This is a genomic window from Sphingobacterium sp. SYP-B4668, assembly GCF_027627455.1.
Taxonomy (GTDB): domain Bacteria; phylum Bacteroidota; class Bacteroidia; order Sphingobacteriales; family Sphingobacteriaceae; genus Sphingobacterium.
In genome coordinates, this window is record NZ_CP115483.1 from 3862298 (window position 1) to 3885862 (window position 23565).

Sequence of the window (23565 nt, forward strand, 5' to 3'; positions counted from 1 at the left end):
AAAACCTGTCCCAAAATAAAGACCGCTTCGTGCTCACTTACCCCGTCGAGTACCGCTTGGTTGACACATATTGCTCTGAGTCATATTCAGTCTTAATAATATCATACAATTCGCTGTATGGCCTTTATGGATAAAGGTCGGTCGTGCAAAGCAGGCAGCAGCATGAAAATAAACGAAAGGAGGGACTAAGAATAATAAATACCCAAATCTCTATTTATTTTCACATTCGTTTAATCGAAAAAAACGATTGGGCATTACAAAAAAATGCTCCTCGCCTAACGAGGGCTGTTGAAGCTCTTTCGATAGATTAGTTAATTCATTTTCAATTCACTATATTTAAACCACCTGAGCACGCTTAAGATAAAAAAATACCGAAAACCTATACCCTACATGTGATGGAAGCTTCAGATTGCCAACTTTTTGACTCGGTACAGCAAGACTATCAGCTGGCTTTAAAAAAGCTGATGGAGCGATATTGGCGGCCCTTTTTTTTGATGGTCGAATCCACTACACAAGACCAATATGCCAGTGAAGATATCGTCCAAGAGGTATTGATCAATATTTGGCGCAAACGGAAGCAGATTACCATTCAACTTTCTAAAAAGGTATATCTATTTGCTTGCGGGCGATATCAGCTTTTCAACAAAATTCAAAAACGAAAAGCTCCCGAGGTCGACCCTTCTGGAGGAGATAATACCGTCGCCACTGACCTCCTCAATAGCGTCCGTAAGCTCGCCTTTAGCGATCCTGCCAAACTTGTGGTCCACACTACACTCAGCAATATCTATAAGGAGCGTCGGTTTGAATTTGCGTGGGAGTTATTCAGTAGACAGGATATGATTCGCTTCGGGACTTTCTTGGAAGCCATCCCTGGTCCTGTAGGCAGAAGGGCTATTCCCGCAACTCGGCTACTGTATCCTATCCCACGAACTTCATTAGATGCCAATCCCGAATTAGATCAAAATCCCGGTTACCAATAAATTGATAAGAAAATAAGTAAAAATCCATGAAAAAAACAATCATTTGTACATCCCTCGTAGTAGGGATTCTATCATTAGCTGCTATCCCTAGGGTTATCAAAACAGACAACTCATTGCCAAATGTCCAATCCAGCAAAGGGCCGTGGCAAGATTTGATTGCTGGCAACTCACTTCAACAATGGCATTGTTATCTAGAAGCTAGCGAAATCGGTTGGACGGTACAAAATGGTATCCTCTCCACCCCTGGAAATAAAGGTGACATCGTGACCAACAAGGAGTATCACAACTTTGAACTAGAACTTGAGTGGAAGATTGAGAAACAAGGCAATAGTGGCATCTTTATATATGTCGTGGAGCACCCTGACAACAAATACATATATCAAACTGGTCCTGAATTTCAAATCATAGACAATTTGAACTATCCATTTCAGCTTACCGAACAACAAAAAACCGGAGCACTTTCGGATGTCATATCACCAAAGAATGCCATCCCCAAGCCCGTCGGTCAGTGGAACAAGGTACGGATTGTCGCGCATGACAATAAAGTCCAGCATTGGCTCAACAATAAACTGATTTTAAACTATACTATTGGTTCTGATGAGTTGGCTACACATATTTCAGCCAGCAAATTTGCGAATCTTCCCTATGCCAAGACCAATAAGGGGCGTATCGGACTTCAAGATCATGGTGATCCCGTATACTACCGGAATATCCGTATCCGAGAAATCAATTAAAAAACATTATCATGAAAGACAATTAAAGAAGAGAATTTATAAAACAAGCGATTGTATTAACAGGATTCACCATTGTTTCCAATACCGTTTTGGGTAAAAAATTTGGCCATACCGCACCAAGTGACAAAGTGAATATTGCTGGTATAGGGATAGGAGGTGTTGGACGTAGAAATCTGGCTAATATGCAGACCGAAAATATCGTAGCACTTTGTGATGTCGATTGAAAATATGCATCTCGGACTTTTATTGGCGCGCCATGTTCGATCAGATGGGAAACAGTACTGATGCCCGAAGTTGATGTTTACTGGTACGATGGCGGGCTACTCCCCGACCGTCCGAAAGAACTGACACCAGGGATGATGATGGGCGATGAGAATGGTGGCATCATATTCATCGGTAAAAAAGGAAAAATAATGACCGGTGGCAATGGGATGAATGCGACCTTACTACCTGTCGAGAGCATGAAGCATTTCCAAAAACCCAAAGCTTGGCTCCATCGAATCAAAGGTGGCAATGGTGATAATTGGACATCCAATGCGGATGAACAGGACTGGATACGAGCAGCTAAAGAATCAAAAGAAAACCGAACAGAAACCAGCTCTAATTTTGCCTTTTCCGGACCATTTAATGAGATGGTAGTCATGGGAGTTCTCGCTGTACGGCTACAGGGCCCGAATAGATCCCTGTTGTGGGACGGAGACAATATGCGCTTTACCAATATTTCGCCAAATGATGATAAAAGGTGTTTTCGTACTGACCACGCACCTTAAAGGGGTCAGTATGGCACCTCTATATAAAATCTACTTCTCGCTTTACCACTATTACTCTCCAACAGAATGCGACAGTGGACAGCATCGCTTATTTTTTGCATCTTTGTCATAGACATTAACTTAATAAATGGAAAATACAACACATCCCAATATCATTATAGAGACGGAGCGGCTAATTTTAAGGGAAATCCTGCCTACTGATGTAGACGGCATGTTTGAGTTGGACTCCGATCCCGACGTCCATCTTTATCTGGGCAATCAGCCGGTCCATCATCAAAGTGAAATTAAGGATGTAATCGAATTTATTCGGCGACAATATGTTGACAATGGAATTGGTCGTTGGGCGATTATAGAAAAAAAAACCAATGCTTTCGTGGGTTGGGCTGGGCTCAAATATATCACCGAGCAGACCAACCATCACATCCATTACTATGACCTTGGGTACAGGCTTATCAAAAGATATTGGGGTCAGGGGATTGCACCAGAAGCAGCCAAAAGCGTATTGGATTATGCCTTCGATAAGATGGAGCTGACCGAAGTCTATGCTATGGCAGACTGTAACAATGACGGCTCCAATCATATCCTGCAAAAACTAGGTTTTCAATTAATAGAACGCTTTGATGATGAGGGAGTAGCGCACAACTGGTACCGGATCATCAAGCAACAGAGGCCGTGACAGTAGACCACAAGATACACCTCAAACGTGTGGCAATCTGCCCTCAGGTCCGCTAAAAAAAATTGGAAACTAAAACAGATTTTAGTTTCCAACCCAACTACTACTTATCGTGTGGTGTAGCCACCATTTGCAAAAATCGTCTGCCCAGTGACCCACCATCCGTCCGTTACTAAAAATTCAACCAGTGGTGCGATATCTTCAATTTTGGTCAATCCACCCAAAGCCGATGCCGACTTGTGATAGGCCACCGCCTCATCACTTTCTTGCCCGTAAAAGAAAGGGGTATCCATGGGACCAGGTGCCACTGCAGTTACCGATATTCCACGATCTCCAAATTCTTTGGATGCAGCCCGAGTGAAGTGTTCTACTGGTGCCTTTGCTCCTGCGTAAGTAGAATAGTACCCTGTATAGGCGGCCAATAATGAGGTCACGATTGTACAGATTTTGCCGTTGTCATTCAGTTGCTTTCCTGCCTCCTGCAAAAAAAAGTACGCTTGCTTTGCATTAACGTCCATCATCGTGTCATATTCTTGCTCCGTTGTTTCGGTAAATGGCTTTTTCAGTACCATCCCTACCGTGTTAATAGCAATGTCTACACCACCAAATACCTCTTTCGCTTGGGTAAATAAATTACGGACGTTCGCTACTTTTGTCAAATCCGCTTGTACCAAAATTGCTTCGCCGCCATTATTTTTAATGTCAGCCAGCGTGTCTTGTGCTGCCGTCTTGGTTGCATCACTGTTATAGTGGACTACTATCTTTGCACCTTTTGAGGCAATGCTTTTGCTCAAAAGTCCACCCAAATTTTTTCCTCCACCAGCAATCAGCACTACTTTTCCTTTAAAATCGTTTCTTGACATAGTATGATTATTTTAAGTTTATCTAACCACACAAAGTTCAACAAGCTATTTTTCTATTTTGTGGTGAACTTTTCGGAACTTTTATTTTTTTCTCCTTTTCTGAATTGTCCCGGAGTCTCACCTGTGAATTTTTTAAAGAATTTGGAGAAATTCGAAGGATCGTAGGTAAGCTTTTTGGCGATTTCAGCAATAGACAGATCGGTCTCCATCAACAAGGATTTGGCCTTTTCAACGATTTTAAGATCGTAGAAATGACACGGATGGTGCCCTGCCGTTTGTTGTATAGTATCCGATAGATGTGAATGAGAGATATGCAGTGCACTAGCAATCTGGTTGAGTTCTAAAAAATCGAGTATATCACCGCTTGCAACCTCTTCGATGTGTCGATCCAAAAACCTGAAGTAGTCATTCATGATTTCTTCACCACGTTTGTTTTCATTTTTCACATTTTGTTTCATATCCATGATCGTGCTTTAGCCCATTCCATAAATTTCAACATTTCTATCCAGATTATCATGGTGAACTTTTCGGATTCACACGACCAGATGACGATACCCTTGAGAGGGTAACAATCAAAAAGCCGCTAGAGGTTTCCCAATAGCGGCTTTCTATACTTCAGATTCAATACCAGATTATTTAAAAAATATACTTGGTACTTAAAAAGTTAGATTTATTTTCACTTACAATAGCGTTCAACAAATCCTTGTTGTGCTCTGTATTTTTGGTAGCCACTAGCGATCGGATAGAAAAAGACCGCAGCGCATCTACTACTGACAGCGTACCTTCAGCACTATCCTTTCTCCCTGTGAATGGGAAAATATCAGGTCCTCGCTGGCATTGACAATTGATATTTACCCTGCTCACCTGATTCACCAAAGGATCGATCAAGGAAGAGATTACGGCTGCATTGCTACTGAATATACTTACCTGCTGGCCATGGGATGAACCAATCAAATATTCAATTGGTTCCTCCAAATCATCAAACGGTACCACCGGTACTACCGGTCCAAATTGCTCTTCGCGGTACAGCTTCATCTGCTCATTCACTGGGTACACAATCGCCGGATATACGAATGACTCCTCCACCTCGCCGCCATGCGGATTGATTACCTTAGCGCCATGCTTTTTAGCATCTTCGATACACTCTGTCAAGTAAGCCGGTTTATTGACTTCAGGAAGTGGTGTCAGTGCTACTCCACTCTCCCAAGGCATCCCATATTTCAGGCGTGATACCTCGTCCGTTAGTTTTTTCAGGAATTCCTGAGCCAAGCTACGATGCACATATACAATCTTGATTGCGGTACAGCGCTGACCATTGAAAGACAATGCTCCGAGGACAGTCTCCTTTACGGCCAAATCCAGATCGGCATCACGCGTCACTATGGCAGCGTTCTTAGCATCCAATCCCAAGATAGCACGCAGACGATTTACTTTCGGGTGGAGCTTTTTCAGCTCATCCGCGACCCTACTTGAGCCAATCAACGTCAATACATTGATCTTGCCAGACTGCATCAGTTGCGGGACGATCTTATTGCCACGACCGTATATCGTGTTGACCACACCCTTAGGGAAGCTAGTCCGGAAGGCCTCCAACAAGGGATAGTGCAAAAGTGTACCGTGCTTAGGTGGTTTGAACAGCAAGGTATTGCCCATGATCAATGCCGGGATCAACGTCGTGAACGTCTCATTCAACGGATAGTTGAATGGCCCCATGCAGAGCACCACGCCCAGTGGTGACCTTCTGACTTGTGCGATGATACCCTGTTCGATTTGAAAACGGGATGAATCCCGATCTACGTCTTTCAAAGCATCGATGGTCGCATAGATATATTCCACGGTACGGTCAAATTCCTTTACCGAGTCCGAATACGATTTACCGATTTCCCACATGATCAATTTGACCACGCTGTCCTTTTGTTCCAGCATCTGCTGAGTGAAACGCTCGACACAAGCGATACGGTGGGCCACACTCATCGTTGGCCATTCGCCGCGACCATTGTCGTAGGCAGCTACTGCAGCCTCCAATGCTTCCATAGATTCCTTTTCCGTACATACCGGATAGCTACCAATACGTTTGCGTTGCAAGCCATCTTTGGTTTGGACACAAATTGGAGAGAAGACCTCATTTACCTCACCTTCCCAAGGGAGCAACTTGCCATTCGATAGGAATACGCGTTGATCCAATTGTTGAGTGAGGTTAAATTCCGGGGGAATATCCGCGTCGGAATAAAAAATGTTCTTTAGGTTTAAGCTCATTTTTCTACTTAAATTATAATTTATGAATAGGTGATTACTCGTACCCAACGACAGTTCACGGACTGGTGAAGCCCGTCATTTCGATGGTACGCAACCATAAAGATATACAAACCTGATCAAACTTTCTTAACAAAATTTTTATTTCCCATTTTTTCAAAAGACTATCGCTATCCGCAGTTACTATTATTCAATACAGAAATGTTAGCCAATCTTCCTCGATTTCATCTTTGAAGAGCATATGTAAGTCGGTATCCTTATTGATATTAGAAACAAAATCATTCCAACGAAAGTCCAACAAAGGATGTAGCGATTTGAAGAGATCATCCGTTTAATTCAATGCTAATCACCCCCTATTTAACATGAAGAATTTTTTAAATCTACTTATTTTGACCATCCTTATCATTACGACAGGATCATGTAAAGATAATCGTGAAGTTCAATGTTTAGAGATAGCACTTCCCATGGTCGTCAATCTCAACTATGTGGACGAAAGTGGGAAGGATCTCCTCTTTGGTGACACACCTCTTTATCCAACCGAACATCTTAACATATACAAAACAATAGGTGATAAGGAAGTGCCGATATCCTTTTCTATCAATAAAGAGGATAGATTCATTTCCCTAAATTTACAGGAATACAAAAATGGCACTTTTTTCATTGTGCTAACAGCTGATGTCGTTGATAAAATAACCTATACTGGCAAAACTATCCCTGAGGATCCCTGTCAGAGTTACAAAGTCGCCCATTTGAAACAGGGAGACCGAAATGCCCAATATGACGAACAGAAACAAATCTGGAAGTTTATAAAATAAGTAGCATAGAGAATTGGGTATCGAGATGGGCGCGACATTTGAATCACCGCAAGAGGAAGAGTCCCGCCGCGGCTCGAGTGACATCAAAAAACACTATTTGCTTACATTTGCCTCTCCCCATTCATCCATCTGCACCAGTATCTCTTTGAGCGACCTTCCATGTTCCGTCAGTTCATATTCCACTTTTGGCGGCACCTGTTGATATACCATTCGATTGATAAGTCCGTCACTTTCCAACTCCTTCAACTTAGCAATCAACATCCGTTCAGAGATTCCCGTCAATCGTTTCCTTAATTCACTATATCTGAGCTTGTTCTCACTTAAGAGATAGGAAAGAATATTTATCTTCCATCTCCCGCCAATAATCGAAAGTGTAAATGCGATACCACATTTATTCTTCCAATAGATTTCATTCGTATTGTTAGTTGAATTTTCCTTTCTCATACCTATACTTACTTTTTTGTCAGTACCATACAATTTTGTATGTTCTATTATTCAAGCAAGTTAATAAAGATATTTGTACCCTCATCAAACGAATATCAAAATGGAAACTGTAAAATCGATCGTTCACTGGCTAAGCTACGCCTACTACCTCTACGTCTTTGGCTATGCCTCTCTATTCAAAGTCTTTCAAAAATCATCCATGATGGAAAGCATGCAATCTTTGGGTTTTAATAGGCATTGGACCCTAATCATCGGTGCAGGCGAACTCATTGGTGTCCTCCTGATTGTGATTGGCATTTTCAAGCCCGATTTAAAGAATTTAGGAATATTGCTGTTATTCCCCTTTGCCGTCGGCGCATTTACCGCACATATGGCACATCAAGAGTATCATCACTTCTATGACGCTCTCTTGATGTGTATCCTGACGGTTGTTTTATTATCCACCGACAAATACTTTAAGATAGTCCTTTAGCACGGAAGTCTACATTTCCTTCTTATAACAGTCTTTTTCAATAAGCTGTTGTTGCTTTGTTCCTTGCATTTTGTAAGTTCTTTAGTCCCGCTATTCATTATATTTAGATAATTGAATACGGGCTAAAGTAATATACGGTGTAGAGGTCTAATAGATTTGACGCAAGCTAAGGTCAAGCTATCTTTTGACAACCAGATTGGCAACTCTATCGGTATCTCGGTATGCCACTCGATCCAGAGCCTGAGACTGAAATAATTTCACCGTCACGGACACGAATGAAAATACCCACAATACTTTTCACACGCCTTCCACCCTGCAGCTCAGGTTGCCAAAGATCCTTATCCTGCTGAAAGTGCCTTTTAACAAATTCCGAAAATGTTGATGGCCTTCCTGACACCAATTCTACATTGCTTATATTTCCACGAGGATGTACCACCCCTCGAAACAAAAGTACAGAATCCTGTGGCATAGACCGGCCCGTAACTTCGTAATTGCGATAAGATTTGACCAAGTCCTCCTTTAATTTCAGATCTCCTCCAATATAATGAGCTGCAAATTTCTCGCTAAACAAGGATGACTCCTCGCCCTCAAGGGTGTACACGTCGACGTCATATATCAACGAATCCTTTTTCATGCGGGCAGTAATTTCAGCATGTTTTGGCAATGTAGACACTGCTTCTAAATAGCCCGTCTGGATATTCGGGTACATTGGAAGATTGATTGACGGATATTTAGTTTGTAAAACATACAAATCGCCCTCAAACTTCAGATCATAATGCGTCTCTAGCTTATCCCCCTTGAGGCCTTCGTGATGTATGAAAATATCCGCGGGTACCCGATCGGTATACTTTACACGAACCTTTCGTATTGTCGGATTTTCAGTAAAGAACAATGTATTAGAGCTATCACCAAAGCCTACACTAAAGCTCGCATGACGGGTGGACTGCGCTTTCGCGGCTATCGCCAGACCAAGCATAAGGGTTAAATGTATTATTTTTTTCATCCTGCTTTTTCAAGTTTAGTTAATACAAGATATTATGTCCTGTACTGCTAGCAAACCGATCACTACCCTCCTATGTCACTCCGTAGCTAAAGTCATGATTCTCCAACTATTAAATCTAATAAATACTGATGAGACTAAATCGGGTTTTATTAAATTACAACCTTCCGTTTTTAAAATAATGGCGCCTATTGTTTAAAGCCATATATTTCACTATGTTTATGCTATCCCGAAGCTTGCAGATACAAGAATATGAGTACATACACCTTACTTGTTGGCAACGACATCAACAACATCTCTCCTGGTATCAGTTGGAAAGATCTATTGATCGCCATCAAAAACAAATACCATGTTCCTTTATTAGAGAACGGCAACAAACCATTCCCTATGCTCTATGAAGAGATATTCCTACATGCTATCAAGAATCGTCACATAAAAGAGAAAGAGCTAAAGATGGATATCGCCAACCATGTATCCAACATCTCGCAGAATGAGATACATGGATTGATCAGGCAATTACCGATCCAACATATTATCACAACAAATTACGAATTCAGCTTGGAGGGTAGCGTCCCTTCGACCAACACCAGCCTGATCAGAGAGACCACCTACAGTGTCTTTCGTCAATACCAAGTGGAGAATAAGACCTATTGGCACATCCACGGTGACAGCAACGCCCCCCTATCCATCAATCTGGGGTACGAGCATTACTGCGGTCAGCTGCAACGAATGCGGGATTACGTAGTCAATGGTCCCGACTACACCTCCCCCACCATTTATAAAGCCGCCCTTATCAAAAGACTCAGCCAAGGTAAAAACCTCAATATCCAATCCTGGATGGATTTATTCTTCACCCATGATGTACATATTTTAGGGCTGTCCTTGGACTTTGTGGAAATCGACCTTTGGTGGTTGCTCACCTACCGTGCGCGCAACAAATACTACAAAAAGAGCACCTTTATCAACAATCGGCTATACTACTACATTTCTGCCCAATGGGCCGATAAATCGAAAGACAAACTGCAATTGTTACGAGCCAATGACGTAGAGGTCGTCATCATCAATGAAGCCAAAAAGCTCCAATATTATAAACAAGTATTAAATAGAATTACCACTACCTATACGTAAACCTCTTTACAGCATCTAGCTACCTTTAGTACGCTAAAGGTTTCCTTATCATATTACCATTTTATCGATGGGTTCAAGAAAGGCAAAATGTATTTGTCATCACTGCGAGCGTCAATAAAGAATTGCCCCTTTACTCATCGTACCCCATATCCCACTCATTAAAATCGGGCGTTCGATCATTCATCCCCAATATCATCGATAAGCTCCTTAAGTTTGGATAGATAAAAACCCGAATTATGAAAAATTCAAAAATCATACCTGTATTGGTCGCTATACTCCTGATAGTCCTGCTTGCAGCCTGTAAAAAGAAAGATACTGCGCCAGACATCGACCATACGACAGGTCTGCATGTAAAAGATGGTCAATACCTAGCCGATAAATGCGGCAACAAGGTCGTATTACGTGGGGTTAATATGGGCAATGTCTACGCCGTGGATTTCGGGATGAAAGAATTAGAAGAGATTGAAAAGACAGGAGCCAACTCCGTCCGCCTAGTATTGGAGCAAAATTATAAGGATTGGAGCCGAGGCGGGGCTGTAACCGCCGTAACAGGCACTAAGATAGAGCCCCTCATCACCTCTTGCCTAGCCAAAGGAATGATTCCCGTTTTGGAGCTACACGACTTTACCGGTGCGGCCAATGTCACTACCGATCTACCAAAGGCTACCCAGTGGTGGACCAAATCCGATATAAAATCGGTCATGCTTAAATACCAGAAATCAATCATCGTCAACATCGCCAATGAACCGGACAATGGATCGGCCTCCGACGCTACCTATCGCAATGCCAATCTAACAGCAATAAAAGCTTTGAGGAATGCCGGTTACACCTGTCCGATCATGATCGATGCGCCTAATTGGGGAAAAGATCATGTATTCTTTTTGTATGAAGGCAAGGCATTGATGGAGGCCGACCCTTTGCACAATCTTCTTTTTAGTGTACACGCCTATTGGCCTACAAATGGGGCCTTTGGCAATTACTCCAACACCAATATCATAGACAATCTAAAAGCCCTTAAATCATCCGGTTTACCCATCGTTTTGGGCGAACTGGCAGCCGCAGACATTCAGAACGGCATCGCTTATCCGATCAACTATAGCCTGCTCATGAAGCTGTGCCAAGAAAATGGATTTGGTTATCTAGCTTGGTGGTGGGGCTTCTACAATAACCCCGGCGCCAACAATCAATTGAGCATGACAAATGATGGCTTGTACACCGGCTTGCATGGTGCAGGATTTATCATGGCCTATGACGATTTAAATTCTATTCTCGACACCTCAAAAAAGATTTGTCAGTAAGCCATAGGTACGTATAGCGGTAGTATATTACTCACATACTACCGCTATCCTCCCATCAACGGACTTGCACACAACACAGCTAATCAGCTCGACACACCGAGCTCAGATTCAACGCCTATTTACGTTCTCGAAAGAGCAAATAACAGGTCAACAAAGTGATATTGATAAGCACGGAAAAGGCATTGGAGAGGATAATGGGCCATTCTTCCCGAATGAAGCCATACACCACCCACATGGACACTCCGACTAATAAAATGCTAATCATGGCTGGAGAAAGGTTTTCTACATCCTTTTCCTTGATTACTTTAATGAGCTGTGGGACCATCGAAATAGAGGTCAATATTCCAGCTAGGATCCCAATGATGATTTCCATACGCTTGAGGTTATATGTCCACACTGCAGCAGCCGAGTGAGCGTCCTTCTGTATATGGAGAACCGCCAGACATTCCAAAAGTTTAAAAATATCGGAATGTTTTTATTCCTATACTCCTTTCCAAAGTGCCAAATAGTAATAACGACGCACTACCGTCATCCAGTAGCGCGTGCTGTTTGGGGGCTATCCTTATGTTTGCGAGGCAGTAGCATGGATATGCCGTAGCTCACCAAGGCATCAATAGCTGTCCTTACCTATTCATATAGGTCTTAAACTGCAGCTTCTCTAAGTCGATTCTAAATTCCCGCTGCTGTCCAGCCGTCAAGTTTTCCACAGGCAATCTGTGCTCGCCCAATTCTATTCCAGCTTCACGCATATAAGCCTTCCCCGTACCGCCTCCATACTTACCGAGGAGGCCGATCAGCTTATTAGCCGCCAGTTGGTAATCACGTGCTTTTTCGAGGTTGTTACGTTCGAATTCCTCCATCACCCCGCTATATACCGGCGCCATATATCCATATGTACTCCCCACAGCACCCTTAGCACCCATAGCCAAAGCGGCGAGCAGCATTTCATCTCGTCCCCACAGTATATCATACTTATTATGCTCAAAGTTTAAGCAGAGTTGATAATCCATCAAGTTTTCATGTGTATACTTAATACCTGCAAAATTGGGTACTTTTCCATCTATATCTCGTAATAGATCGATCATTGGGAAGTGTGCATTTGTAAAGGATGGGATATGATAATAGTACAAAGGGAGGGTCGGGACTACTTTAGCCACCTCCATGCAGAATTCGGTCAGCTTGCCGATACTATTAGCCTTGAAATAATAAGGTGCTGTGACAGATACCGCATCCAATTGCAACTCTTCAGCATATCTGGCCAATTCGATGCACTCAGCAAGGCATGTCCCTCCCAAAAAACCAATTACCTTAAAGTCATCGGCCCTGTACTTGCTCCATTCCATGAACAATTTCTTCTTTTCATCGAGCGTCAGTGCCGAACTCTCCCCCGTAGTCCCACAGATAAAGGCACCACTGATGCCATTTCTCTTGTACATCGCTGCCTGCTTTGCAACCTGCTCCAGGGCGAGATTATTATCCGAGTCAAAAGCGGTAAAAGGAGCGACTATCAACCCCTTGATTTTGTTTGATTTATTTATCATATTGGTTATTATGTATTATATAATCGTAGCACAAATATAGATTATGTATTATATATTCATGCTATCAACATGTTTTTATGATGAATTTAACATTTTTTAACATTAAATTCTATAATATGTAATATTTATTTCGATATTTGTATTTGAATTATAAACGAATCAATTATAAAATATTCAGGTAGCACCATATGCAGACACGATCTATTTATAGTTTGGATATTACATCTTGATTCAGATGGACAAGTTAAGGACTACGGAAAATCAAACCGACCTACTAGTTGGTGGGTCACCAAGTAACCGAGTATAATGAACTCATGAAATAATTATATAGATATGAAAGAGAAAGTAGACGAAGTAAGCCTCGTCGAGCAGACCCAAAAAAGGATACTCCAATATATTGACGAAAAAGGCATCCAGAATGGAGAGGCTCTTCCCAAAGAAAGCGAATTGGTCGAGATATTAGCGGTAAGTCGGGTCGTCGTACGCGAAGCCCTTAGCAGTTTGCGCATCTTGGGATTAGTAGAGACTAGAAGAAAAAAAGGCACTGTCCTGACCTCGCCCGACATATTTGGCACGATGAATATCATCGTAAATTCGGGCGCCCTCAATCTAGAATCGCTTCGAGACCTGTATGAACTAAGATTGATGATAGAAATCGGGATGTCCGACTTTGTATTCATGAACAAGACGGATGCCGATATAGCACATTTATCGCAGATTGTTGCCAAAGAGAATAGAGCCACCTCTACTGAAGAGTCCATTGAACTAGATATCCAATTTCATAAGACACTATATAAAATTTCGGGCAACAAAAGTCTCGAGAGCTTTCAAAGAATCCTGAACACGCTATTCTCCATCTATGCCCCTAGGACAGATGACTGGCAAATCAAGCAAATCATCACACATGCAGGCCTGATCGAAGTCCTTAAGTCAGGCAATGCGGATTCATTTCGATCGGCGATGAGGCTCCACCTGAATACACAGTTCGAAAATATGCAGATTGTGATGAAGAGTTTGAAATAGGAGTATGTGCAGGTCCTTTCACCGATTAGACCGACACCGTTTCTTAAAAAAATAACCATTTGAGTACCCCAGCCCTTTCCTGCAGCATGGGCATGGTGCACTCATGACTTATATCCATATAACCAATCTTAAAGATTATGAGAAAGAAAATTCTTTTAAGTGCTCTATTTGCACTGGTATGTACCATCAGTACGCTGGCACAAAGCAGTAAAATATCCCTAAGCGGGACGGTCTATGATGCTTTTGAAAAACCGATTTCAGGTGTTACCGTATCCGTAAAAGGGAAAAAACAAGGGACACACACCGACCCCCAGGGCAAGTTCCAGGTCCAATCAGCTAAAGGGGACATCCTCCTATTTTCATTTATGGGGTATGAATCCCAAGAGATACAAGCCAACGAAGACAAGCCAGACCTCAAGATTATCATGCAAACCTCATCCACACTCCTCGATGAAATGGTGATCGTCGGATACGGGACACAGTCGAGACGCACCATCACCTCTTCTATCGCCAAAGTAAGCGGAGATGTGATCCAAAATATCCCTATTACCACTGCCAGTGAGGGATTAAAAGGAAAGATAGCGGGCGTGCGGGTCTTCTCAAACAATAATACCCCAGGTGCCGAGGCTTCCCTGATTATCCGTGGGGGATCATCCATTACACAGTCCAACAGCCCTTTAGTCCTCGTAGATGGAATTGAAAGAGGATTCAACGCTGTCAATCCCAATGATATCGAGTCGATAGAAGTATTGAAAGATGCGGCCTCCACAGCTATTTACGGTGCAAGGGCCTCTAATGGCGTTGTCCTCATCACCACCAAGGGAGGTAAGAAAAATGCTGCCCCCCGTATTACCTTTGACGTCAACCTGGCCACACAAGATGTCGCCAGCAAGATGTCGCTCATGAATGCCAGGGATTTCATCAATACAGTACGGCCCATTGTAGCCAATAGCCCACTATACTCCGATAGGAATCAGACTTCGGGCTTTGCTACCAGTTCCGGAAATAGCGAAAACTCCATATACTCCACTCGTTATCTAGGAGCAGGCGAAGCCATCCCCGAAGGGTACCAGAGCATGGCCGATCCATTGGACCCCACCAAGACCCTCATCTTTCAAGAAAGTAAAATGCAGGATCTCCTATTCAATCCTGCCATATGGCAAAATTATTACGTCAGCGTGGATGGTGGCGGCGACAAGACGGTATACCGAGGCAGTATAGGATACGTCGAGGATAAGGGCGTAGCGCTTGGCACGGGGTTCAAGCGATTTGACGCCAAATCAAATGCTAGAATAGAGATTAGCCCAAAGCTATCCACCTCCCTAGGCTTCGACCTTTCTCGAACTACTTCCAATCAGTTTGCCAGTCAGACCAATGAAATATCCCGCGCGCTGGCCAATGCACCCACCTTGAGGCTTTACAACAAAGATGGCATCCCCAATAGAGGGTTCAATGTAGCCACCCCTAATCCACTTTGGACTGATTATTATAAAGATCGAGCAGACAAGCGGTACAACACGATTGCATACGCCGACCTGACATACCATATCATCGACGGTCTGAAGGCCTACGTCAATGGATCCTATTTCTATACACAATATCAATTCGATTCATTCGAAAAAGCCAACGAATTCAACAAACTACGCCCTGCCACGTCAGATTTCAACGATTTGGAGCGCATCAAGCTCGACACGTACTTAAATTACACCAAATCATTCAACACCAAGCACAATCTTTCGGTGATGGCCGGCTATACCTACCAAAAGAGCGACCGCAAGTATCTCGATGCCGCAGCCGATGGTGGCAGCAGCGACAAGATTCCGACGTTGGGTGTCGCCCCCAATAAAAAGAAAGCCGACACCAAGTTGGAGCAGATCGTGTTGCTGGGATATTTTGGTCGCCTGAACTACGACTATGACAAAAAATACTTACTGTCGGCAACTTTCCGCCAAGATGGCTCTTCACTATTTGCCAAGCAGAATAGATGGGGCTTTTTCCCTGGCATATCGGGTGGATGGGTGATGTCTGAGGAAGATTTCATGAAAGGGCTATCTCCCGCCCTCAGCAATCTCAAATGGCGCTTCAGCTATGGACAGACCGGCAACAACAATGTCGGGCTTTATGACGCCCTAGGCGGCTACTCCCCTACGCAGCAATACAACGGCGTAGCCGGTATCTCGCCTTCGGTGATGCCGAGCTTTGACCTTACCTGGGAGACGACCACCCAGCTTGACCTTGGGTTTGACCTCGGCTTGTTCAAGAATAGGGTCAATCTACTTTTCGACTACTTCAACAAAGATACCCGAGATCTCATCTATCAGCAACCCTTGCCCAATACCGCGATGTTCAACAGCGTATATACCAACATCGGCAAAGTTAATTTCCATGGATTTGACATAGACCTACGCACAAACAATATAGAGACTAAAGATTTTTCTTGGACATCCTCCATTACCGTCAGCTTTATCAAGAACAAGGTCATCAGCCTAAAAGACAATGGAAGGGACCGCAACAGACAAGGAGGGATTACCCTACCCGACGGCACCGCCTTCGGCGGCATAGCAGAGGGCGAGCCACTTTATCGCTATTATGGATTCAAGGTAGACCGCATCCTGCAGAATGAACAAGAAGCCAGCAATGCCCATTACGATGCGAGCGCCAATGGATGGATCAAAGAAAATGGAGCTTGGGTCAAAAAAGCTGGCCGCAAATCGGCTGGAGACTACGAGTGGATGGATAGAGATGGCGATGGCCGCATAGACAACAACGATCAGTATGAACTCGGTGTCACCGTACCACACACCACAGGCGGGTTTAGCAATAATTTCAGATACAAAAATTTCTCTTTGAACATCGCCCTGGATTGGGCTATCGGACACTACATCCAAGATGACAACTACATGAGATTTTTCATGAATACCTTCGACTTCACCCATGCCCTCACGACAGATGCCGCCACGGGTTGGAAAGCAGAGGGCGATCAGACCAAGTACGCCCGTATCGTAGGCGATGATGCCAATGTAGGTAACCGCAACTACACCCGCAAAAGCGATGTATTCAATTACAAAGGTGACTATTTATGTCTACGAGATTTTTCGTTGCAATACCAGGTACCGAAGCGTTGGATAAGCAAGGCTGGCGTGGAGGGGCTGACCCTTACTGCCTCTGGCAACAATCTCTACTATTTCACAGCTGTCAAAAGCGGCATTAGCCCTGAAATAGGCACCGGCTCTACTTTTGATGCCAACTACAACAGCTACCCGCCTATCCGAAAATTTTCGTTTGGTGTAAAGGCTACATTCTAAATTAAGCAATGACAACAACAACTAAATGACCAACACATGAAAAAGATAGTTATACCCTTCATCATAAGTACCCTTATCGTATTGGCCTCCTGTCACAAAGATCTGGAGGTGGTACACAAGAGCGGATTGACCACCAGCAATATGTGGACCGAGGCCGCTGATGCCATAGCCGCCAGGAATGGGATGTATAGACAGTTCCGAGCTACATTCATCACCCAATACCCCTTTTGGGGCGAGTACCGCACCGGAATATGGGGCCCTGGCAACGACGGATCCGAAGGTTACAGAGATGAGATATATGATAACACCATCCAAGTCAGCAACGGCTCTACCAATTGGGCAGCCTTATACTCCACCATTGGAAATGCCAACTTCATATTAAAGTATACGCCGGGACTGGAGATGAATCAGGATCAAAAAAACAGCATCATTGCCGATGCATTGTTCATCAGGTCATTTTGTTATTATTGGATCGTACGTCTTTGGGGTGATGCACCTTTGGTATTGCAACCATACGAGTCGGCCAATCAAGACAATCTCTTTCCATCACGTGAGCCACAAGACCGCATCTTCGACCAGATTGATGAAGACATCGAACGAGCACTATCCATAATACCTGACAACCATTTTGTGGCCGATCGAAATATGGCCACCAAAACTGTCCTTAACGTGTTCAAAGCAGACTTCAATCTCTGGAGCGCAAAGGTTAGAGGCAAAGGAAAGCCCGCATTAGACAAAGCCAAATCCGCTTTGGATGACATCAAGAAAGTAACTTCCTATCAATTGGAAAACAACTTTTCCACTATATTTCAAAGTAAAAGCAGCAGCGAAATCATATTTACCATTTCCCTATTGAGAAATGAAGCCGAAGGTGGCTACTCAGACGTATTCCTTGAATCTATTTCCAATGTCAGCCCCGCACTATTTGAAAACCCAGTAAAAGTGGGCAGTGTCAGACAACGCTGCTTTTTAACTCCCCAATTCCAAAATTTCCTATTATCCGAGAGCAAAGACACCAGAACCAAGACAACGTTTGACACGTATTACGATGTGGACCGAAAACGCAAGCAACAGTGGATCAACAAATTTGCTGGCACTTGGGAGCAAGGCACTCGTATCTTTGACTCCAATATCCCCATCTATCGCTACGCGGACGTTCTGCTGTTGAGTGCCGAGGTATACAACGCTCTTGGTGACCCCAGTACAGCCCTCGCCGAATTGAACAAGGTCGCCAAGCGAGCTTACGGTGTGGATCAGTATTATCCCACTTCACTGTCTCCACAAGATATCGATTCTAAGATATTAGACGAGCGAATGAAAGAATTTGTGGCCGAAGGCAAGCTCTGGTGGGATTACATTCGGATGGGACAAGTTTTCAAACGGACGCCAAGCTTGATAGGAAGAGATAGCGAAAAGAATATTTTGCTATGGCCCATTTCCAATTCATCCATCAATTCCAATCCCAATATCAAGCCCAACGAGTTTGACTATTAATCCCCCAGATATATGTACAAAGCAATAATTATACTCATCTGTGGATTGACTTTTACGCTTGACAAGACCGAGCGTAAAAGTCCCACTCCTTACCATATCCACATTGATACCGTCTACCACACCACAGACACCCTTTTTCTGCAGGCCCGAACCTCCATTATCAAAAGTGGAGATATAGATGCCCTGATGACAAAGTCCTTCTATGGCATGCATACACATTCCTATGGCGACGTTTATACCATGGTCCATTCTAAGACCAAAGGGTGGCAGCCCCCTCTATTGGTCAACCAACTCATTCGCCACAAAACCGATGACGGTCTGTTACGGGCCTTCGGTGATGTAACTCCCGAATGGCACCAGCACACCCAGACTGTACTATGTACAGGCAAATCATTTTTTTCCTATCCTCTTGAAGAAAAGCCATTGACGGGCAATCAACGAGAAGACATCGAGCATATGCAGGAAATTGCATATGCCGTATACTACCCCCAGACTAATACATGGTCTTCTATCCAAGTAGTCGCACTGCCCGATACCTTAACCAATGGAGATCGCTTGCTCCATGTGAATGCAGGCTGCACTCAACGGTACGACATGCCCAATGGCGATGTGTTGCTCCCTATACGATATATGAAAGGCAAGAATTACGTATCCACCACTATCCTTTGCTCCTATGATGGTCGTGAGCTGAAATACAAACAACACGGCTCATCATTTACCGTCCCCGCTGCTAGAGGGCTATACGAGCCCTCCATTACCTATCATAAAGGCGAATATTTCTTGACGATGCGCGGAGACGAATCGGCCTATGTCGCCAAGAGCAAAGATGGGTTGCATTATCAAGCATTGCAGGAGTGGAAATACAATGATGGACAATGGCTGGGCAGTTACAACACCCAGCAGCACTGGATCAGCAATAAGCATGGTCTATTTCTCGTATACACCCGCAAAGGTGCCAACAACGATAAGGTCTTTAGACACCGTGCACCCCTATTTATAGCCCAAGTCGACCCCAGTACCCTCACCGTCATCAAGGACACCGAAAAGGTATTGATTCCCATTCCCGAGGGCAATGGCGACCTGGGCAACTTTGGTGTCACTCACCTCCATGACAATGAGGCATGGGTCACCGTATCCGTCATGCCCCAGACAGGGCGTGATACCAACACATTGATAGCGAAAGTCAAATGGGATCATTGATCCCATAACATCCCTACTCATGGAGCACAAAAAAATATACCCTTGGATAGTCGTCGCCTTATTGTGGTTTGTCGCGCTGCTCAACTATATGGACAGACAGATGCTATCCGTCATGAGAGAATCCATGATGATAGACATCGTAGCCCTTGAAAGAGCGGCCAACTTTGGGCGATTAATGTCAATCTTTCTCTGGATATATGGGATGATGAGTCCTTTCATGGGGTCTATAGCCGATCGGGTGAACCGCAAGTGGCTCATCGTGTGCAGCCTGTTCATTTGGTCGGCCGTCACCCTCTTAATGGGTCTTTGTACCACATTCGACCAGCTGTATGTCTTAAGGGCCATTATGGGAGCCAGCGAGGCCGCTTACATCCCAGCAGCACTAGCCCTAATTGCGGACTATCACAAGGACAAGACCCGTTCGCTAGCCATCGGCATCCATATGACCGGGCTTTACGTCGGGCAGGCCATGGGAGGCTTTGGAGTTACCATTGCCGCCACATTCTCCTGGCAACATACGTTCTTCTCTCTAGGGTTCATTGGTATCCTGTACAGCATCATCCTTATTTACGTCCTGAAAGAGAAGCGCATCGTTCTTGCCGCGGACAACAATACCAAGAGAAGCCTGAAAGATGAAATCATATCCGTGTTCTTGGGACTCAAATTATTACTGGTCAACATTTCCTTTTGGATTATCCTTCTTTACTTTGCCACGCCAAGTCTTCCGGGCTGGGCCACGAAGAATTGGCTGCCTACCCTATTTGCCGACAGCTTGCATATATCTATGGAGCAAGCCGGGCCACTGTCTACCATCGCCATGGCAGTAGCCTCCTTTGTAGGCGTGATATTGGGCGGCATACTTTCCGACAGGTGGGTATTGAAGAATATGCGTGGTCGGATTTACACCGGCGCCATCGGTCTTTCCTTGATGATTCCTGCGTTGCTACTCCTCGGCTTTGGCAATACGCTACTTGAAATAGTTTCCGGTGCAATCTTTTTTGGTGTTGGCTTTGGTATCTTTGATGCCAACAATATGCCCATCCTCTGCCAATTCGTAGCACCGCGGTACAGAGCCACCGGCTATGGATTGATGAATATGACGGGCGTACTTGCAGGAGCATTTATTACGGGCTATTTAGGCCAATCCACCGATACCGGCCATCTGGGCAACCACATCGGGCTGTTATCAGTAGGTATCGTTGTCGTATTGATATTGCAATTGGCTTATCTCCGACCTACGACCATTGACAAAAACTAAAAAAAAGATGATAATCAACAACATGTACAAAGCATTTTATATGACACTAGCGCTGTGTTTCGCTCACCTGTCCCTCAGCGCCAAGGTTCTACTACCGTCGGTCATCGCCGACGATATGGTCCTCCAACAAAAAGAAGAAGTCAATCTATGGGGCAAAGCGAAAGCCAACACCGCCGTCACGATCACCACCTCTTGGAATAAGAAGACCTATAAGACCAAAGCTGATGACCAAGGGCGTTGGATTGCCAAAGTATCGACACCATCTGCGGGGGGACCTTATCAGATTGACATCAGCGACGGTGAGCTCCTCACTCTCAAAAATATATTGATTGGAGAGGTGTGGATTTGCTCGGGACAGTCCAACATGGAGATGCCACTCACGGGCTTCTATAACCAGCCTGTATCCGGAGCCAACGATGTCATCGCAAAGGCTAAGATAAGCACCCCTATCCGCATCTATACCTCTAAAAACGAATACAGCAAGACCCCACAAGACGATGTGCCTGGTTCTTGGGGTCAGCATACTGCCGAGCGTGTCGCACAGACCAGTGCTACGGGATATTATTTTGCCAAGTATCTACAAGAAGTACTGGACGTTCCGGTAGGCATAATCGTATCGGCTTGGGGCGGTTCCAAAATAGAAGCTTGGATTAGTGAACCATATATGAACTCCTTTCCCGAGTTTGACCTCTCTTTCCTCAAGAATGACCAGAAGTCCGAATACCCTAATCACCACAGCCCTTGTTACCTCTACAATGCCAAGATCCATCCTTTGAAAAATTTCACCGCCAAGGGGATGCTTTGGTATCAAGGTGAGAGCAACAGGGACAAGCCCGAGCAGTATCTCAAGCTACAGAAAGCCTTTGTCGCCAATATGAGGGCTGCATGGGCCAATCCCGATTTGCCTTTCTACTTCGTCCAGATAGCCCCATTCAAATATAGCGGCAAAGACGGAATAGAAGCCGCTAAACTTCGTGAGTCCCAACTGTGGGCCATGCAGGAGATTCCGAATTCGGGTATGGTCGTCACCACGGATATCGGTTCTGAAGAATGTATCCATCCTCCTGACAAAGAAAAAGTAGGCAATAGATTGGCCTATTGGGCACTTGCAAAGACCTACAATAGGGTTGGGATTGGTTATTCGGCTCCCGTTTACAAATCATTTCAAATCGATGGCGACAAGATCAAGTTAGCTTTTGAAAAACCTATTCCTACAGGTTTTAGCGCTACGGGTGGCAGCATTAAGGATTTTGAGATCGCCGGAGCCGACAAAGTATTTCATCCTGCGACAGCATGGAGTGCTGATGGGTGTATCTACGTCAAGTCTGACCAAGTTCCCGCCCCTATAGCTGCCCGTTATGCATTTAAGAATTACATTAAGACCGATCTCTACGATGATAGGGGCTTGCCACTATCATCTTTTAGGACCGATGATTGGTAACAATAGACACACCAATACATATCCATCCTAATAAAAAAACGCGCTACCGTCATCCGGTAGCGCGTGCTGTTTGTGAGTTATCGCTTATGTTTGCGCGGCAGCAGTTGGGATATGCCGTAGCTCACCAAGGTACCCACCGCGGCCATTGCCGCCGTTTGTAGCAGGTCTCCAAAGGTTATCGATGCCCATATCGAGCATAGCGTCCCCATGCGAATTTCATTTATTTTTATTTTTCAGTTAGTTAGATGTTAGTAGTGCGTGTTAAAAGATGAACATCGTCATTGCGAACTGAAGCGTAAGAATACGAGAGGGCGTGAAGCAATCCTCTAGACTGCTTCGTCCTTACTTCCTCGTAGTGACAAAATTGCTCACTATCCCCAACGACGACCTCGCATTCCGACGATACGCCCACCCTACACTATCCCAAAATATGGCCTAGGCTGTGCAGGCGTCAAGAATTGTCGAGGATTTCCGTCAACAGTCGGGCTTATCTGATCCGCCCAATTGGTGGAGAGTTTGTCCGATTATAGGCAATCCGAAGACAATTTAGCCGAGCAACCTTGCGAATCAACCATACCAAACTGATTATGAAACACGTACACCCTTATACAACAGCAATAGCATGTGCTTCTCTCCATTCATTGACCCACAGTTCCTTCGAGTAGTCTGTATGCGATTGATCGCTCGCGACAGCGAAAAAAACTGAAAAACACATAATTAAAAAATTCGAAAGAACATTCTGGATTCCGTTGTTTGATCAACTATTGGTCCAAGCATTGCACGTTGGAAGCAGGGCATATCTCTTGGATATTACGCTATGTGGAAGTCGTCTCATCCTGTAGAAAGCATGAGGCGCTATACTAAATCTACAGG

22 protein-coding genes are annotated in these 23565 nt (G+C 44.3%); 14 read left to right on the forward strand and 8 right to left on the reverse strand.

Annotation, left to right across the window (positions count from 1 at the left end):
- Positions 1-395 precede the first annotated feature (395 nt).
- The 4 genes from OQ289_RS15835 (at position 396) to OQ289_RS15850 (ending at position 3160) form a co-directional block, all read left to right on the forward strand.
- Positions 396-980 carry a RagB/SusD family nutrient uptake outer membrane protein gene (locus OQ289_RS15835; RefSeq protein ID WP_270087818.1) on the forward strand — a complete coding sequence of 195 codons (585 nt, stop codon included), beginning with the start codon at positions 396-398 and terminating at the stop codon, positions 978-980.
- A gap of 26 nt (positions 981-1006) precedes the next feature.
- Entirely contained in the window at positions 1007-1714 is a 708-nt protein-coding gene (locus OQ289_RS15840; protein ID WP_270087819.1) for a 3-keto-disaccharide hydrolase, read from the forward strand.
- A gap of 284 nt (positions 1715-1998) precedes the next feature.
- Positions 1999-2484, forward strand: a complete 486-nt coding sequence (locus tag OQ289_RS15845) for a hypothetical protein (protein ID WP_270087820.1) — start codon at positions 1999-2001, stop codon at positions 2482-2484.
- A 127-nt stretch (positions 2485-2611) separates the two neighbouring features.
- Entirely contained in the window at positions 2612-3160 is a 549-nt protein-coding gene (locus OQ289_RS15850) for a GNAT family N-acetyltransferase (protein WP_270087821.1), read from the forward strand.
- Positions 3161-3264: 104 nt separating this feature from the next.
- Here the strand turns inward: OQ289_RS15850 and OQ289_RS15855 are convergent, their stop codons facing one another.
- From OQ289_RS15855 to OQ289_RS15865, 3 genes are all read right to left on the reverse strand, one after another.
- A complete protein-coding gene (locus OQ289_RS15855) occupies positions 3265-4020 on the reverse strand; it encodes an SDR family oxidoreductase (RefSeq protein ID WP_270087822.1) in 756 nt (251 codons plus the stop codon).
- Positions 4021-4073: 53 nt separating this feature from the next.
- On the reverse strand, positions 4074-4484 hold the full coding sequence (locus OQ289_RS15860) for a helix-turn-helix domain-containing protein (RefSeq protein WP_270087823.1): 411 nt from the start codon (positions 4482-4484) through the stop codon (positions 4074-4076).
- Positions 4485-4656: 172 nt separating this feature from the next.
- Entirely contained in the window at positions 4657-6276 is a 1620-nt protein-coding gene (locus tag OQ289_RS15865) for an NADP-dependent glyceraldehyde-3-phosphate dehydrogenase (RefSeq protein WP_270087824.1), read from the reverse strand.
- Positions 6277-6635: 359 nt separating this feature from the next.
- Between OQ289_RS15865 and OQ289_RS15870 the strand changes: the two genes are divergently transcribed.
- On the forward strand, positions 6636-7088 hold the full coding sequence (locus OQ289_RS15870; RefSeq protein WP_270087825.1) for a hypothetical protein: 453 nt from the start codon (positions 6636-6638) through the stop codon (positions 7086-7088).
- A gap of 93 nt (positions 7089-7181) precedes the next feature.
- Here OQ289_RS15870 and OQ289_RS15875 read toward each other — a convergent pair whose 3' ends face one another.
- Positions 7182-7532, reverse strand: coding sequence for a winged helix-turn-helix transcriptional regulator (locus OQ289_RS15875; RefSeq protein ID WP_270087826.1), 351 nt, complete (start codon positions 7530-7532; stop codon positions 7182-7184).
- 100 nt (positions 7533-7632) lie between these two features.
- On the opposite strand from OQ289_RS15875, the gene OQ289_RS15880 reads away from it, so the two are divergent.
- Positions 7633-8004, forward strand: a complete 372-nt coding sequence (locus OQ289_RS15880) for a DoxX family protein (protein WP_270087827.1) — start codon at positions 7633-7635, stop codon at positions 8002-8004.
- A gap of 205 nt (positions 8005-8209) precedes the next feature.
- Here OQ289_RS15880 and OQ289_RS15885 read toward each other — a convergent pair whose 3' ends face one another.
- Complete coding sequence (locus tag OQ289_RS15885; RefSeq protein WP_270087828.1) at positions 8210-9007, reverse strand: hypothetical protein; 798 nt, start codon at positions 9005-9007, stop codon at positions 8210-8212.
- 249 nt (positions 9008-9256) lie between these two features.
- Between OQ289_RS15885 and OQ289_RS15890 the strand changes: the two genes are divergently transcribed.
- Positions 9257-10132 (forward strand): hypothetical protein, encoded by an 876-nt coding sequence (locus tag OQ289_RS15890; protein WP_270087829.1) that lies wholly within the window; start codon positions 9257-9259, stop codon positions 10130-10132.
- A gap of 236 nt (positions 10133-10368) precedes the next feature.
- Complete coding sequence (locus OQ289_RS15895) at positions 10369-11430, forward strand: cellulase family glycosylhydrolase (RefSeq protein WP_270087830.1); 1062 nt, start codon at positions 10369-10371, stop codon at positions 11428-11430.
- Positions 11431-11545: 115 nt separating this feature from the next.
- Here OQ289_RS15895 and OQ289_RS15900 read toward each other — a convergent pair whose 3' ends face one another.
- Together OQ289_RS15900 and OQ289_RS15905 are read right to left on the reverse strand one after the other, a co-directional pair.
- Positions 11546-11803 carry a SemiSWEET transporter gene (locus OQ289_RS15900; protein ID WP_270087831.1) on the reverse strand — a complete coding sequence of 86 codons (258 nt, stop codon included), beginning with the start codon at positions 11801-11803 and terminating at the stop codon, positions 11546-11548.
- 250 nt (positions 11804-12053) lie between these two features.
- Complete coding sequence (locus OQ289_RS15905; RefSeq protein WP_270087832.1) at positions 12054-12971, reverse strand: dihydrodipicolinate synthase family protein; 918 nt, start codon at positions 12969-12971, stop codon at positions 12054-12056.
- Between the two features lie 333 nt (positions 12972-13304).
- On the opposite strand from OQ289_RS15905, the gene OQ289_RS15910 reads away from it, so the two are divergent.
- From OQ289_RS15910 to OQ289_RS15935, 6 genes are all read left to right on the forward strand, one after another.
- A complete protein-coding gene (locus OQ289_RS15910) occupies positions 13305-13994 on the forward strand; it encodes a FadR/GntR family transcriptional regulator (RefSeq protein ID WP_270087833.1) in 690 nt (229 codons plus the stop codon).
- 137 nt (positions 13995-14131) lie between these two features.
- Positions 14132-17299: a SusC/RagA family TonB-linked outer membrane protein gene (locus OQ289_RS15915; RefSeq protein WP_270087834.1), complete on the forward strand. Its 3168-nt coding sequence runs from the start codon at positions 14132-14134 to the stop codon at positions 17297-17299.
- 36 nt (positions 17300-17335) lie between these two features.
- Entirely contained in the window at positions 17336-18793 is a 1458-nt protein-coding gene (locus OQ289_RS15920) for a RagB/SusD family nutrient uptake outer membrane protein (protein WP_270087835.1), read from the forward strand.
- A gap of 12 nt (positions 18794-18805) precedes the next feature.
- Positions 18806-19993, forward strand: coding sequence for a hypothetical protein (locus OQ289_RS15925; RefSeq protein WP_270087836.1), 1188 nt, complete (start codon positions 18806-18808; stop codon positions 19991-19993).
- Between the two features lie 19 nt (positions 19994-20012).
- The gene (locus tag OQ289_RS15930) at positions 20013-21251 is read left to right on the forward strand and encodes an MFS transporter (RefSeq protein ID WP_270087837.1); all 1239 of its coding nucleotides are present in this window, start codon (positions 20013-20015) and stop codon (positions 21249-21251) included.
- Between the two features lie 7 nt (positions 21252-21258).
- Positions 21259-22692, forward strand: a complete 1434-nt coding sequence (locus OQ289_RS15935) for a sialate O-acetylesterase (RefSeq protein ID WP_270087838.1) — start codon at positions 21259-21261, stop codon at positions 22690-22692.
- A 77-nt stretch (positions 22693-22769) separates the two neighbouring features.
- Here the strand turns inward: OQ289_RS15935 and OQ289_RS15940 are convergent, their stop codons facing one another.
- Positions 22770-22901 carry a hypothetical protein gene (locus tag OQ289_RS15940; RefSeq protein WP_270087839.1) on the reverse strand — a complete coding sequence of 44 codons (132 nt, stop codon included), beginning with the start codon at positions 22899-22901 and terminating at the stop codon, positions 22770-22772.
- Positions 22902-23565 lie beyond the last annotated feature (664 nt).